This window comes from Curtobacterium sp. MCBD17_040 (assembly GCF_003234805.2).
Classification (GTDB): Bacteria; Actinomycetota; Actinomycetes; order Actinomycetales; family Microbacteriaceae; genus Curtobacterium.
On record NZ_CP126273.1, the window covers coordinates 1,162,396 to 1,177,083 of the forward strand.

12 protein-coding genes are annotated in these 14,688 nt (G+C 72.9%); 2 read left to right on the forward strand and 10 right to left on the reverse strand.

Going from position 1 to position 14,688, the window contains the following annotated elements; translation table 11 throughout:
• Positions 1–38: 38 nt before the first annotated feature.
• Positions 39–1,496: an MFS transporter gene (locus DEI94_RS05560; RefSeq protein ID WP_111026810.1), complete on the reverse strand. Its 1,458-nt coding sequence runs from the start codon at positions 1,494–1,496 to the stop codon at positions 39–41.
• A complete protein-coding gene (locus DEI94_RS05565; protein ID WP_111026811.1) occupies positions 1,493–1,963 on the reverse strand; it encodes a MarR family winged helix-turn-helix transcriptional regulator in 471 nt (156 codons plus the stop codon). Before DEI94_RS05565 ends, DEI94_RS05560 begins: the two co-directional genes overlap by 4 nt.
• A 76-nt stretch (positions 1,964–2,039) precedes the next feature.
• Between DEI94_RS05565 and DEI94_RS05570 the strand changes: the two genes are divergently transcribed.
• Positions 2,040–2,600 carry a cysteine hydrolase family protein gene (locus DEI94_RS05570; protein ID WP_111026812.1) on the forward strand — a complete coding sequence of 187 codons (561 nt, stop codon included), beginning with the start codon at positions 2,040–2,042 and terminating at the stop codon, positions 2,598–2,600.
• A gap of 30 nt (positions 2,601–2,630) precedes the next feature.
• Here DEI94_RS05570 and DEI94_RS05575 read toward each other — a convergent pair whose 3' ends face one another.
• From DEI94_RS05575 to DEI94_RS05585, 3 genes are all read right to left on the reverse strand, one after another.
• Positions 2,631–3,092: a GNAT family N-acetyltransferase gene (locus tag DEI94_RS05575; protein ID WP_181441813.1), complete on the reverse strand. Its 462-nt coding sequence runs from the start codon at positions 3,090–3,092 to the stop codon at positions 2,631–2,633.
• 205 nt (positions 3,093–3,297) lie between these two features.
• On the reverse strand, positions 3,298–6,858 hold the full coding sequence (locus tag DEI94_RS05580; RefSeq protein WP_181441814.1) for a DEAD/DEAH box helicase: 3,561 nt from the start codon (positions 6,856–6,858) through the stop codon (positions 3,298–3,300).
• Between the two features lie 32 nt (positions 6,859–6,890).
• Positions 6,891–7,505 (reverse strand): TetR/AcrR family transcriptional regulator, encoded by a 615-nt coding sequence (locus tag DEI94_RS05585; protein WP_258378010.1) that lies wholly within the window; start codon positions 7,503–7,505, stop codon positions 6,891–6,893.
• A gap of 175 nt (positions 7,506–7,680) precedes the next feature.
• On the opposite strand from DEI94_RS05585, the gene DEI94_RS05590 reads away from it, so the two are divergent.
• Positions 7,681–8,706 carry an aldo/keto reductase gene (locus DEI94_RS05590; protein ID WP_111012708.1) on the forward strand — a complete coding sequence of 342 codons (1,026 nt, stop codon included), beginning with the start codon at positions 7,681–7,683 and terminating at the stop codon, positions 8,704–8,706.
• Between the two features lie 109 nt (positions 8,707–8,815).
• On the opposite strand, the gene DEI94_RS05595 is transcribed toward DEI94_RS05590, so the two are convergent.
• From DEI94_RS05595 to DEI94_RS05615, 5 genes are all read right to left on the reverse strand, one after another.
• The gene (locus DEI94_RS05595; RefSeq protein ID WP_111026815.1) at positions 8,816–9,718 is read right to left on the reverse strand and encodes a hypothetical protein; all 903 of its coding nucleotides are present in this window, start codon (positions 9,716–9,718) and stop codon (positions 8,816–8,818) included.
• The gene (locus tag DEI94_RS05600; RefSeq protein ID WP_146249497.1) at positions 9,715–10,425 is read right to left on the reverse strand and encodes a sigma-70 family RNA polymerase sigma factor; all 711 of its coding nucleotides are present in this window, start codon (positions 10,423–10,425) and stop codon (positions 9,715–9,717) included. Before DEI94_RS05600 ends, DEI94_RS05595 begins: the two co-directional genes overlap by 4 nt.
• A 120-nt stretch (positions 10,426–10,545) precedes the next feature.
• Positions 10,546–11,988, reverse strand: coding sequence for an amino acid permease (locus DEI94_RS05605; protein WP_111026816.1), 1,443 nt, complete (start codon positions 11,986–11,988; stop codon positions 10,546–10,548).
• Positions 11,989–12,118: 130 nt separating this feature from the next.
• Positions 12,119–13,138, reverse strand: coding sequence for a PHP domain-containing protein (locus tag DEI94_RS05610; RefSeq protein WP_111026864.1), 1,020 nt, complete (start codon positions 13,136–13,138; stop codon positions 12,119–12,121).
• 174 nt (positions 13,139–13,312) lie between these two features.
• Entirely contained in the window at positions 13,313–14,593 is a 1,281-nt protein-coding gene (locus DEI94_RS05615; RefSeq protein WP_111026817.1) for a D-tagatose-bisphosphate aldolase, class II, non-catalytic subunit, read from the reverse strand.
• Positions 14,594–14,688: the final 95 nt, after the last annotated feature.

Below are 14,688 nucleotides of genomic sequence, written 5' to 3' on the forward strand. Positions count from 1 at the left end.
CCTGCCGGCCCCGCCCTCGGCGGGGCCGGCGGGAGCGATCAGGCGGTGTGCCCCGGGGATCTCGCCGGGCGCGAGAGCGCGGCGAGCGAGCGATCGGCGAGCGTCAGCGCCACGAGGACCGCGGCCGCCACGACCATGATCCACGCGAGTTCGTGCAGCCCGGGGGTGGTCGCCCGCGCCCCGAACGCCGCCCCGCCCGACGCCGACGCCACGATCGCGCCGAGGTACGAGAACGTCCGGAGCAAGCCCGCGGACGCGCCGACCCGCTCGGGGTCCGCCTGGTGGTACAGGGCGTTCTGGTTCGCCAGGTTGAGCAGCCCGAGCGGGATCCCGACGAGCGTGGTGAGGGCGAACAGGAGCCACACGGCCGTGCCGGACCCCACGGCGAGGAGCAGGACGCAGCCGACGAGCAACAGGACGCCGCCGACGACGAGCTTCGCCCGCACCTCGGGCCGTCTGCCGGTCAGGGTCGACACGACGATGGCCGCACCGAACAGGGGGAGCAGCACGAGCCCCGCGGCCGACGCCGACAAGCCACGGCCGTCCTCGAGCCACTGCGTGAACCCGTAGAGGAACGCGTAGCTGACGACCTGGGCGACGAGGGCGCGCGCGAACGTCCCGAGCAGCGGGAGGTTGCCGGCGAACACCCGCACGTCGATGAACGGGTCGACGGCACGGAGTTCGCGCACCGTGAAGGCGACCGCGGCGGCGACGGCGCCCACGAGCAGCCAGACGAGTGCCGGCCGCAGGTCCATGAGGAACAGCAGGAGGGCGAGGAGCGTCGCCGCGAAGAGCAGGACACCGGCGACGTCGAACCGCGCACGCGTCCGGGTGGCATCGAGCGCGGTGTGCCGGGGGAGTGCGACCCAGCCGAGCACCAGACAGGCGACACCGAGCGGGATGTTGACCGCGAACGTCGCCCGCCACCCGCCGACGGCGATGAGGAGTCCGCCGAGCGTCGGCCCGATCACCGCGATGGTCTGCGTCGTCACGGCGAGCGCGGTGAGCACCGCCTGGGGGCTGTCCTGCCCGGTGCGGCGGCCCTCGGCACGGATGAGCGTCATGGCGGCGGGGTACCCCGCGCACGTGCCGAACCCGAGCACGACCCGGGCGGCGACGAGCCACCCGAGCCCGGGGGCCGCGGTGCCGATCACGCCCGCGACGAGGGTGAGCACGGCGCCGACGAGGAACAGCCGCCGCGGCCCGAACGTGTCGACGAGTCGCCCCACCAGGGGCTGCCCGATCGACGTCGCCAGGTACAGCGCGGACACCAGCCAGGCGGTCTCCGACGCGGGGGCGCCGAACGCGGCGGCGATCGGCACGAGGGCGACCGCGATGATCGACGAGTTGATCGGGTTGAGGATCGACCCGAGCATCATCGGCGCGAGCAGGCGCCGGTCGAACCGGTCGGGAGGCGCGGCGCGGCCCCGTCGTCCGGCTCCCGGCGTGGACGGTGCAGTGGGGCGGGAGAGCCGCCCGGTGTCCGACTCGCTCATCGGTCGGTGCGCTCCGTCGGCGCCTCGGCGACCCGGTCGAGCAGCGCCAGGGCCTCGAGCAGGCGACGACGCTCGTCCTCCGTGTACCGCTCGGCCATCACCTCGGTGAGCCACTCCTGCCGCGCGGCGCGGTTGCCCTCGTTCTGCACCGACCCGGCGTCGGTCAGGCCGACGATCTGGCGGCGCCCGTCGGTGGGGTCGGGTGCCCGCTGCACGAGTCCTGCGGCCTCGAGCGCGGTGAGGGTGTTCGCCATCGACTGCGGCCGGACCCCCTCGAGCACGGCGAGAGCCGAGGCGGTGGTCGCCTCGCCCTTGCCGACGCGGGTCAGGACGGACGCCTGCGAGGGAGTGAGGTCGCCCTCGGCCGCGACCTCGCGCAGGCGGCGGAGGAAACGGCCGACGGCCACGCGCACGGCCAGCGAGGTCGCCGCGGGGGATGCGTCGAGTGGGGTCGGTTCGTCGGACATGATGGGCAGCCTAGACTGCGCATCAGTACCTGTACAGTCAGGACTGTCGAAATCCACACGACCACCGGAGGCTCGCATGTCCACACCCGTCCTGCTCGTCATGGACTTCCAGACCAGCATCGTCGACCGGCTCGGCTCGCCCGAGGTCCTGGCGGCCGCCACGCGCGCGGTCGACGCGGCCCGCACGAACGGCATGCCCGTGATGTTCGTCCGCGTCGCCTTCCGCGCGGGGTTCCCCGAGATCGCTGCGTCGAACAAGAGCTTCGGCGCGATCCGGCAGCGGGGCGACGCCGCCGGCTTCGACGAGCGCTCGACCGCGATCCACGCCGCGTTCGCGGTCCGCCCCGACGAGGTCGTCGTGACGAAGCGCCGGGTCAGTGCCTTCGCCGGCAGCGACCTCGACGTCGTGCTTCGCGCTGCCGGGGCGACCGAGCTCGTCCTCGCGGGCATCGCCACGAGCGGGGTCGTGCTGTCGACCCTCCGGCAGGCCGCGGACCTCGACTACGGGATCACCGTCCTCGCCGACGCATGTGCGGACGCCGATCCCGAGGTCCACCGGGTCCTGACCGAGAAGGTCTACCCCCGACAGGCCGACGTCACGACCGTGGACGCTTGGGTGGCGAGCCTCCGCGGATGACGCTGCCGGGCCTCCTGGCCGTCCCGCGGATCAGACCAGGATCTTCGAGACGCAGACCACGTCCGCCACGAGGGTGTGCGCACCGAACGGGGCGATCGGCACGTACCCGCGGCGCAGCAGCGTGTCCGTGATGTCCGCGTCGCCCGGGGTGCCGGCGTGCACGAGGGCGGGGGAGCCGAGTTCGCGCGCGACCTGTTCGAGGCGGCTGAGCAGCGCGCTGCCGACACCGGCGCCCCGGGCGTCCTCGCGGATGAAGAACGACTGGATCTCGAGCACGCCATCGGCGACCTCGCTGAGGACCCCGTAGCCGAGCGGCTCACCCATGCCGTTGCGGACCGTCAGGTTCGCCGCGACCGACGCCAGGGGCAGCGTCCGTGCCATGCGCGGGGGGAGCCCGGCGCTGAGGAGTGCGACGGCCCGCAGGCGAACGGCGTCCTCGCCGCTGTACGGCTCGTGGTCGATCGTGATCTCGGATGGTGCTGTGGTGCTCATGAGCGTCATTGGTTCCTCGGTTCGGGTTGCACAGGGCGACCGCTCGGTCGCCCCACTGCAGGTCCGGAGTCGCCACGTCCAGGGCCGGGCGGGAACTCGGATTCGCTAGTCTTTCTAGCAAATCAGGTCACACCGGGGGCACGCTGTGAGTCCTGTCCCCGGTGACCACCCAGTTCGGGGTGTGGTGGATCCAGACGGAACTGTCCTACTCCAGGAGCCCCCGCACGTCCTCAGCCGTCAGCGCTCCCGAGAACGTGTCGTCCTCGTCGATGACCGCGTCGAACAGTTCCCCCTTGCGGGTCGCGAGGGCCAGGACCTTGTCCTCGATGGTGTCCTGCGCGATGAGGCGGTGCACGCTCACGGGGACCCGCTGCCCGATGCGGTGCGCGCGGTCGATCGCCTGGGCCTCCGCCGCGGGGTTCCACCAGGGATCGAGCACGAACACCGTGTCGGCCTCGGTCAGGTTGAGGCCGAACCCGCCCGCCTTGAGGCTGATGAGGAACGCCGGCGCACTGCCCTGCTTGAACCGGTCGATCACCGCTGCGCGACCGGTCGTCGACCCGTCGAGGTACTCGTACGCCACGCCGCGCGCGTCGAGCCCGGACGCGACGAGCCGGAGGAACGAGGTGAACTGACTGAACACGAGGGCACGGCGCCCCTCGGCCTCGAGCTCCGCGAGGTCGTCGAGCAGCAGGTCGAGCTTCGCCGACGGCACGGCCGAGTCCGGGTCGATGAGCGCCGGCGAGAGGGCGAGCATCCGCAGGAGCGTCAGCGAGCGGAACACGATCATCCGGTGCCGGTCCATGTCGTCGAGCAGGTCGAGCACCTTGAGCCGCTCGCGCTGCAGGGTCCGGTCGTAGAGGGCGCGGTGCTCCGGGTCGAGGTCGACGTGCAGCACCTGCTCGACCTTCTCGGGCAGGTCCGCCGCCACGGACTCCTTGGTGCGCCGGAGCATGAGCGGCCGGATCCGCCGCCGCAGTCGACCCATCACATCGGCCCGCTGCTCCGGTGTCAGGTCCGGGGACGCCACCGGCTTGACCACGTCGTCGGTGAACCGCGTCACGCTCGACAGCAGACCCGGCGCGACGACCGAGAAGATCGACCACAGGTCCATGAGCCCGTTCTCGAGCGGCGTCCCGGTGATCGCGAGCTTGAACGGCGCGGTGAGGTCCGCCGCGAGCCGGTTCGCCTGGGACGTCCGGTTCTTGACGAACTGCGCCTCGTCGAGGACCAGCCCGGCCCACTCCTGCTGTCGGTACGCCGCCGCGTCGAGCCGGAACAGCGCGTACGAGGTCACGACGACGTCCGCCTCGGCCGCGGCGTCCCGGAGCATCCGCCGTCGCTTCGCGGTCGTCGCCGTCACGCCGCGCACCACGAGCGACGGGGTGAACCGCGCCGCCTCGGTGACCCAGTTGCCGACGACGCTCGTCGGCGCGACCACGAGGAACGGGCGACGGTCGGGAGCCGCGGCTGACGGGCCTCCCGACCGGTCCGGGGCGGCGCCCCCCGAGCCGGCCCGCGCGCGTTCGCGCTCCCGCACGCCCGCCACGAACGCGAGCGTCTGCAGCGTCTTGCCGAGCCCCATGTCGTCCGCCAGGACCCCGCCGAGCCCGTGCTCGTACAGGAACGTCAGCCACGCCAGGCCCTCGCGTTGGTAGGGGCGGAGCTCGGCGTGCACGGACTCCGGCACGGACACGGCCGTGATCACCGGGTCGTCGTCGGTGGCGTCCTGGAACCGCAGGAGGCCCTCGACGGTCTCGCGCCACCGGGCGTCCTGCACGGTCTCGTCGGCGAGCTGGTCGAACTCCGACCACAGTGCGGCCTGGTACGGGCTGATGCGGTAGCGGCCGGGCTCCCACTCGTCGAGCTCGGTCGCCTCGTCGATGAGGCGCTTCAGCTCGTCGAACACCGGGTTCTGCAGTGACATGTACGTGTTGTCGATGAGCTTGAGCTTCCGCTCCCGCTTGGCGAGCGCCTCGAGCAGGGGCGTGAACGGGACCGTGCGACCCTCGACGGTCACGAGGAACCCGAGGTCGAACCAGTCGCGGTGTGGGCTCGGCATCGTGGTCAGGGTCAGCTTCGGTTGGTCGGTGAGTTCCCGGTAGTCCGGGCGCTCGCCCACGATGCGGACGCGCAGGTCGTCGCGGGCCTGGAGTGTCGGCAGGGTCGTCGTCGTGAACTCGATGGCGTCGGAGCCGTCGAGCACCTGGTCGCCGTCGTCGGAGTCCCCGTCGTCGGCGTCGCTTCCGTCGACGTCGACGTCGACGTCGCCGCCGCGGTCGCGGACCGGGTCGACGCCGGTCCGGCTCGGCCACCGCACGCCGGGAGGCCCGTCGACCTCCGACAGGTCCGGAACCGGTCCGTGCGCTGTGGGGAGGTCCCGTCGGCCGTCGACGTGCCACCGCCAGCTGAGCAGCACGCGGTCCTCGGGCTCGAACGTCACGGTCAGGACGAACTCCGGCGGCGTGCGGTCCGGGAGCTCGAGCGAGCCGTCGGCGCTCACGAGGTCCACGCTGCCGCGCAGGCGCGGCGAGACGTCGTGCAGGAACTCGTCGACGTCCGCGGGCGGGACGGTGATGCGGTCCCCGGTCGTCAGGAGACGGCGCTGGTCCTCGCGCAGGGGTGTCGGTGTCGGCGCGAGGGTGATGTGCAGCGCGGGGGAGCGACGGAAGGCGTAGACGCCGTGGGTGCCGATCGCGCCCGCGGCCCCCGGCGGGATCGGACGGCCGTCGACCAGGGCGAGTGCGCCGAGCTGCACGCCGTCCGACGTGCGGGACGCATCGAGGACGACCCGGGCCTCCCGGCCGACGACGACGGCACGGGTGTCGGTGTCGGCGGTGGGGTCGGGCGCCGTGCCAGTGCCGGTGCCGGTGCCGGTGCCGGCACTGGCGCTCCGGCCGCGCCCGCGTGCGGCGGCCTTCGCGCCCGCTGCGACGAGCGCGATGCCGAGCCGCTCGGCCTCGTGCAGGAGCGGCCACAACAGCGGACTCGCGAACTCGTCGAGGAACAGCCAGTCGCTCTCGCCCGGCGCGTACGCCGCGTGCGCGGAGCGGTGCAGCGCGGCGAACTGCAGGAACCAGGCGTGCTGGTCGGGGTCCGCGCCGAGGCGGTTGCGGGAGTAGGGGAGCGACCCCCAGGTGAGCTGCCCGCGGACCCAGTTGCCCGCGGCGCTGCGCGTGACCGGGCGGACGCCGAGGCGGACACGGCTCCCGACCGACCGAGCGGCGTCGTGAGCCGCCGCTGCGCGAGCGAGTCGCTGCGGCACGAGGTCCCGGAGCTCGAACTGGAGGCCCATCGCGGTCGTCCGTGCGCTCGCCGGCCCGGGGTCGCCGGCGAGCGACCCGAGCGCCGTCCGCCAGTGCTCGGGCGGCGCGGCCACGGCGTCGTCGACCGCCGTCACGGCGAGGCCCGTCGGCTCCACGAGTCCGGTGAGTCCGGCCGCGCCGGTCAGCCCGGGGTCGCGCCGGACCGCGGCGGCCGTGACCTCGAGGAGCGCCGCCGCGACGTGCTTGCAGTCGCCACCGATGGGGCACGTGCAGGTGTTCCGGCCGGGTCGGCTGAACGGACCGCGGGTGGGCGTGAGGTGCACGCTCACCTGGTACGGCTCGGGGCCGGAGCCCTGCACGAGGGCGGCGAGCGTCTCGTCCGCGTCGTCCCAGCGGGTCCCGAGCACGCCGCCGGCACGCACGAGGTCCTTCGCGCGCCCGAACGGACGCGGGCCGACGAGTCGGATGACGTCGACCGCGTCGACGAGCGGGGCGGGCATGTCCCCCATCGTCGCAGGAGCGTCCGACGTCGTCAGTCGCCCGGCTCCGCCCGCAGTCCCGCGAGCAGCAGCCGCACCATGCGTTCGGCACGGCCGGACCGCTCGGTCCCGGGAGGCCCACCCGCGTGACAGAGGTCCGCGACCGCCCCGAGGAACTCGGCGGCGTCGACCTTGTGCACGACGTCCCCGGACGCGGTCGCCGCGGTGAGCAGCCGATCGAGCGTCGGTGCGAGTCGCGTCGAGAAGTACTCGGCGAGCAGTTCGTACGCCGGGTCGCCCGAGTGGAGTGCCGCAGCGAGCCCGCGCTTCGTGGCGACGAACTGGGTGTAGCGCATGATCCAGCGGTCGAGTGCCTCGCCCGGCGGCGAGGTGGCCTCGATCTCCTCCGCAGCCGCCACGCACGCGTCCATCTCCCGCCGGAACACCGCCGAGATGAGGTCCGAGCGGAGCGGGAAGTGCCGGTACAGGGTGCCGACCCCGACGCCCGCGCGTTCGGCGATCGACCGCACCGGCGCGTCTACACCGGCGTCCGCGAACACCGCCTTCGCGGCTTCGAGGAGGGCATCGACGTTCTGCCGCGCGTCCGAGCGCATCCGTCGGCCGGCCGGGGCGATCGACGCCTCGGTGTCGCTCGTGGGCGCGGGCATGGTGGGGCTCCTCTTGCGGCGGAACAAAGTTCCGCATAAGGTGACAGAATCAAGCGGAACAGGGTTCCGGATAGCCGAATCGCATCGAGCGGTCGTTCCGGAAGGTCGTTCCGATTCATCGATCATACGACCCGCCTCGGCTGACAGGGCGGCGCGGGTCCGGAAGTGGAGCATCATGCAGTACCGCACTCTCGGCCGCACCGGCATCAAGGTCACCCCGTACGCGCTCGGCGCGATGATGCTCGGGAGTCTCGGCAATCCGGACCGGAAGGAGGGCGTCCGGATCATCCACCGGGCCCTCGACGCCGGCATCAACCTCGTCGACACCGCCGACCGCTACGGCGACTCCGAGGAGGTCGTCGGCGAAGCGCTGAAGGGCCGCCGCGACGACGTCGTCCTCGCCACGAAGTTCTGGGGTCCCGTGGACGACGACGTCAACCATCGGGGCGCGTCGCGGCGCTGGATCACCCAGGCGGTCGAGCGATCGCTCCGCCGCCTGCAGACCGACCACATCGACCTGTACCAGCTCCACCGCCCGGACCCCGACACCGACATCGACGAGACGCTGTCGGCGCTCACCGACCTCGTGCGGCAGGGCAAGGTCCGCGCGATCGGGTCGTCCTCGATGCGCGGCTCCGAGATCGTCGAGGCGCAGTGGACGTCCGAGCGCCGCGGGTTCGAGCGGTTCCGCACCGAACAGCCGAACTACTCGATCCTCGACCGTGAGATCGAGCGCGAGATCCTCCCCGTCGCCGAGCGCTACGGCATGGGGACCCTGGTCTACAGCCCGCTCGCCGGTGGCACCCTGACCGGGCGTTACCGGGCGGGTCAGGACAACGACGTGTTCCGCTCGTCGGTCTCCGGGATGCGGCACTTCCGTGACGAACGTCGCCTCGCCACCGTCGAGCAGCTCATCACGCTGGCCCAGGAGGTCGGTGTCCCACTCACCCACCTCGCGATGTCCTTCGTGATCGCGCACCCCGGGGTGACCTCCGCCATCGCCGGACCCCGGACCATGGAGCAGCTCGAGGACACGCTCGCCGGGATCGACGTCGCGCTGTCGGACGAGGTGCTCGACCGGATCGACGCGATCGTCCCGCCCGGCGAGAGCGTCGGGGCGATGGACATGGTCTACCGCGGCCCGGAGGTCGGCGACCCGGCGCTGCGCCGCCGCCCGGCCGCGGAGCGCTCCGCCGCCTGACCGTCCCGTTCTTCCGCGAGATCGCAGTCGTTGCCGGTATCTGCGGCTCCAGAGCGGCAACAACTGCGATCTCGACGAAGGGGGGGTGACCGGGCCGGTGGGAGCCCGGTCAGCGCAGCGCGGAGAGGGCGTCCGTCGACGCCGAGTGCGTCGCGCCGTCGCTCGTCGTCCAGGTCACGGTCAGGTCCCCGAGGTCCCCGGTGTCCCGGTCCACCGGCGGCCACCACGCGGTCCACAGGCCGTCCCCGACGGTCGTCGTGATCGTCCTGCCCGAGGCGGTGTGGAGCACGACGCCCGTGACGTCCGGCCCGACCTGCCCGTACGCGCGGCTGATCGCCTGGCCGCCCGATCCGTTCATCTCGGTGCTCTGGACGTTGACCGTCCCGGCGGCGAGCACCGGCAGCGGGGTCGAGCGGTCGTCGATGAGCTCCCACGACACGACATGTCCGGAGCCGACGAGGCACCAGCGCCGCGCGCCGTCGCCCGCGCTCGACGCCACCATGGTCAGGACCGAGCCGCGGCGGTCGACGTCCGACACCGAGATCCGTCCGGCCGCCGGGGTCGCGTCGGTGCCCACCGACGTCGTGCACTGCTGTGCGAGCGCCTCGACCGACGAGGACGTCGCCGACGGGTGCGAGGGGACCGCCGTCCACGAGGCGATCTCGGCCGTCGACAGGCTCGTCGCGTGTCCCGGCAGCTGGCGGTACAGGTCGCGGGCGATCGGCAGGCCGACCACGGCGCCGCCGAGGAGCAGCGCGCCGCCCGCCACGGTGGCACCGGTCGCCCAGGCGGCCCGTGTGACCGGTCCGCGCCCGGTGCGTGTCGCCGGCATCGGCCGGGAGGCCCGGGACGAGTCCGTCGCGCGGCCCACCCTCGGTGCGGGGTCGAGTCGGACGATGGCCGCGAGGAGGCGCTCCGCGCGGTCGACCTCGCTCGGGGTCAGGTCGGCGCGGGGCTCGGTGTCGAGGCCGCCGAGCTCGTGCTCGAGTCGTGGTGCGTGCGGTCGTGTCATCGTCGTGCCTTCCGGTCGTGGCGGACTGCGGTCATCGCGGTGGGGGAGTCCGGGTGGTCGGGGCCCGGATCCGCGTCGGGGGTGGGCCAGCTGGCGAGCGGGTGCGGGGCCTCCCGGCCGGCGTCGGAGGTGGGCCAGTCGGCGGCGGGTTGCGGGGCCTCCCGGCCGGTGTCGGGGTGCGTGGCGGCGGACGCTGCCGTCGGCGATCCGCGTCGCTCGCCCTCGTCGGAGTCGCGGAGCACCGCTGCCAGGCGGCGTCGGGCGCGACTGGCGCGCATCGAGTAGGCCGCACGGCTGATGCCGAGGACGGCGGCGGCTTGCGCTCCGGTCATGCCCTCCCAGACCTGCAGGGCCAGGGCCTCCTGGTCGAGCTCGTCGAGCGAGCGCCACGCGAGGGCGAGGTCGTGCCGACGTTCGAGCGTCGCGATCGGGTCGTCGCTCGGAACCGCGACCGATGCCTCACCCTGCACCCGGACGGCGAGTCCGGTCCGACGTCCGGCGCTCCGGGCGGCGTTGAGCATGACGTTCCGCGCCGTCCGGTAGAGCCAGGGGAGCGGTGCGACGAGCATCTCGTCCTGCCGGCGCCACGCGGCGACGAAGGTCTCGGACACGACGTCGTCCACGGCCGCCGGGTGCGCTCGTCGACGGACGAACCGCAGCACCGCGGGGTAGTGGAGCCGGTACAGCTCGGTGAATGTGGGGTCCACGGGACTCCTTCGGATCGGTGGTCACCCTGGATGTGTCCGGCACGCCCCAGTGTGCAACCGCTGCCGCCCCGTCTGGCCGCCGAGTGTGTACGACGCGCGACGGGGAGGGACGGCGCCCGCCTATCCGGCCGAGGACGGCGGCGCCTCCTGGGTCGCCAGGACCGAGTGCCGCCGTGAGTACCCGAAGTAGACCCCGAGACCGATCGCGAACCACACGCCGAACCGCACCCACGTCTCCCACTGGAGGAACGTCACCAGCCACAGGGACGCCATCACCCCGATCACGGGCACGACGGGCATGAGCGGCAGTCGGAACTGGCGGGGGATCTCTGGACGCCGGTAGCGGAGGACCACCACGGCCGAGCAGACCACGACGAAGGCGAGCAGGATGCCGATGTTCGTCAGCTCCGCGACGGTGCCGATCGGCAGCAGCCCCGCCAGGACTGCCGCCGCCGCGCCCGCGATCAACGTCACGCGCGTCGGGACGTGTCGCTTCGGGTCCGTCTTGGCGAACCACGCGGGCAGCAGGCCGTCGCGGCTCATCGAGAACCACACGCGCGAGACCCCGAGCAGGAACGTCAGGAGCACCGTGACGATGCCGATGATCGCGCCCACGGCGATCACGTCCGCCACGCCCCCGAGCCCGACCGACGCGAACGCGGTCGCGAAGCCCGACGCCGGGTCGATCTCGGTGTACCGCTGCATGCCCGTGAGCACCAGGGTGGCCAGCACGTACAACACCATGGCGATCCCGAGCGACAGCAGGATCGCCTTCGGCATGTGCTTCCGCGCGTCCTTCGACTCCTCCGCCGCGGTGCTCATGGCGTCGTATCCGAACACCGCGAAGAACACGGTCGCCGCCCCGGTCATCACCCCGCCGAAGCCGTGCGGGAAGTACGGATGGTAGTTCGCCGCCCGGATGTGGAAGACGCCGAGCACGACGATGAGCACGACGAGTGCGACCTTGATCCCCACCGCCACGAACTCGAACCGCGCTGCACTCCGGATGCCCCGGGTCAGGACGAACGCCGTGAGCAGACAGAGTGCGATCGCGAACACGTCGACGACGTGGCCGTGCCCCGTTCCCGGGGCGCCGAGCATCCACGCCGGGAGGTCGAGACCCACCTGCCCGAGCAGGAACCCGACGTACCCCGAGATGCCGATCGCGACCACCGCCACGATCGCCGTGTACTCGAGGAGCAGGTCCCAGCCGATGAACCAGGCGACGAGCTCGCCGAGCACCGCGTAGCCGTACGTGTAGGCGCTGCCGGCCTTCGGGATCATCCCCGCGAACTCGGCGTACGACAGCGCTGCCGCCGCGCTCGCGACCCCGGCGACGAGGAACGAGATGAGCACCGCGGGTCCTGCCGTCTGGTGCGCGACCTGGCCCGCGAGGGTGAAGATCCCCGCGCCGATGATGCCGCCGACGCCGATCGCGGTGAGCTGCCAGAGGCCCAGGTGGCGAGCGAGACCGCCGGGCGGGGACCCCGCGCCCGGATCGTCCTCGACCTGGTCGATCGGCTTGCGGCGGAACAGGTCGCGCCGCGCTGACGTCGTCGTCACGCGTTCATCCTGTCACTCTGCTCAGCCGTTGGCGCCCCCGGCCCCGATCCCGCGGCATTCGTGGGTGGTCGGCGGCCCGTGGCCGGTGGCCGGTGGCCGGTGGCCCTCGGACGGCGGGGGCGGACGGCCGTCAGGCCTGCGGATGCGCCCACGCCAGGAGGCGCTCCACCGGCCATGTCGTCACGATGCGGTCGGCCGGAACCCCGTTCTGCCCCGCCCGCTCCGCCCCGAGCCGCAGGAAGTCGAGCTGTCCGGGCGCGTGTGCGTCGGTGTCGATGCTGAACAGGCAGCCCACCTCGAGCGCGAGCTGGATGAGGTCGTCCGGCGGGTCCTGTCGCTCGGGTCGACTGTTGATCTCGACCGCGACGTCGTGCTCCGCGCACGCCTCGAACACCGCACGCGCGTCGAACGTCGACTGCGGGCGCTCGCCGCGGGACCCCTGCACGAGGCGGCCGGTGCAGTGCCCGAGGACGTTCGTGTGCGGATCACGGATGCCGCCGAGCATGCGCTCCGTCATCGTGCGGCGGTCAGCGCGGAGCTTCGAGTGCACGCTCGCGACGACGACGTCGAGCCGGTCGAGCATCGCCGGGGTCTGGTCGAGCGTGCCGTCCTCGAGGATGTCGACCTCGATCCCGCTGAGCACCCGGACGTCGGGGTGGTCCGCCCGGACGTCGTCGAGCACGCCGAGCTGTTCGGTCAGGCGCTCGGCGGTCAGACCGTGCGCGACGGTCAGGTTGGGCGAGTGGTCGGTGAGCGCGATGTACTCGCGCCCCAGGGTCCGCGCCGCCTCGACCATGAGCGCGATGGGCGTGCCGCCGTCCGACCACTCACTGTGGCAGTGCAGGTCGCCGCGCAGGTCGGCCAGGAGGCCCGCCCCGGCCTCGCTCGTCGTCTCGCGTTCCCGGTCGCGCAGGGCCTGCAGGTAGTCGGGCACGCGGCCCTCGAGCGCCTGGCCGATCACCTCGAGGCTGCGGGAACCGACCCCCTTGGTGCGGGCGAGTGCGCCGGAGCGGAGCCGGGCCTCCAGATCGTCGTCGGACCGACCGGCGATCGCGGCGGCCGCCGTGCGGAACGCCTGCACCTTGAACGACGGAGCGAGGTCCCGTTCGAGCCAGAAGGCGATCTCCTGCAGGGCGTCGACGGGGTGCACGCCGTCCATCCTGCTCGTCCGCGCGTCCCGGCGTCCCGGGTGTCCGGCGTCCCGGTGGCCGGGTGGCCGGCACCCGACCGTTCCGACGAGATCGCAGTCGTCGTCGTTCCGACGCCGGTCAGAACGGCAACGACTGCGATCTCGCGGAAGGGGGAGCGGGGGAGCGGCCGGCGGTCAGCCGACGCTGTGCCCGCAGGCCGCCGCGTAGTCGCGGAGGACCTCGCGCACGGCGTCGACCGCGAGGGCCTCGGGCTCCGGCGCCAGCACGCCCTGCCGCACCCGCGTGAACTGCTTCGGCAGGAACTGCCCGATCAGCGGCTCGGGGATCCCGGACGCGGTGAGGTTGGTGAACAACCGGTCGACGCGCTCCTCGACCTCGGGCGAGGCCCAGTAGTAGCGGATGCGGTCGCTGTAGCTGTACAGGCGGGCGATGCGCTGCTCCTCGGCGTCGCCCTCGTAGTAGTGCTCCCAGTACCCGGGATCGGCGACCATCCGCTCGTCCATGAACGCGACGAGGTCGGAGCGCTCGCCGGCGGGCACGAGTTCGTCCTCGATCGCGGCGAGGGCGAACAGGGCCTCGCGCAGGGCGAACGTCAGCCCCGGCCCGACCTTGAGCACGGCCCAGTGGTCCTCGACGAGCTCGGTCAGGTGGCCGCGCGTCTGGTAGTCGGTGCTGTGCGCCTCGAACACCATGTCGGGCTCGTCGTCGAGGACCCGCTGCAGCTGCTGCGTCGCCGTCCGGTCGTAGTCGATCACCTTGAGGTGGTCGAACTCGACGCCGGGCTGCACGACGAGTGCGACGACCCGCGGCCACACCGCGTCGAGGCCGCGGTCGCGCAGGGCGCCCCGGTGGGCGTCGAGGGTCTCGCGTGCGGCCGCGGGACTCGTCGGCTGGAGCGCGCCGAGTGTCTCGTGCGCGCCTCCCGGCACGGGCACCTCGGTGCCGATCACGTACACGGGCGGTTCGCCGTCGGCCGGCCGGGCGGCCTCGGCGATCGCGATGAGCCGGGCCGCGCGTTCGGCGACGACGGCGTCGGGCAGGGGCGTGGGGTCGCCGTCGAGCCGCATGCTGCAGTCGATGTGGAGTTTGGCGTACCCGGCGGCGGCGTACGCGGCGACGAGGTCGTCGGCCTTCGGCATCGCCTGATCCGGCGTCTCACGCTGCCACCGGTTCGGCCCGAGGTGGTCCCCGCCGAGCACCAGGCGGTCGCGGGGGAAGGACTCCTCGTCGGCGAAGCCGAGCACCTGGTCGCGGAACTGCTCCGGCGTGAGCCCCGTGTATCCGCCGAACTGGTCGACCTGGTTCGAGGTCGCCTCGATGAGCAGGACGGAGCCGTCCTCGAGGGCCTGCCGCATCGACGCCCGCAGCACGAGGGGGTGCGCGGAGCAGACGGAGGTGATCCCGACGGTGTCGCCGCCGCGGTGCCGACGGACGATGGCTTCGACCTGGTTCATGTCGTGGGGTTCCTTCCAGCGCGGTGAGCGCGGTCCGTGGTCGACGACGGGACGTCGACCGGGAACGGGTGCATCGGGACCAGCATGGCGGTTCC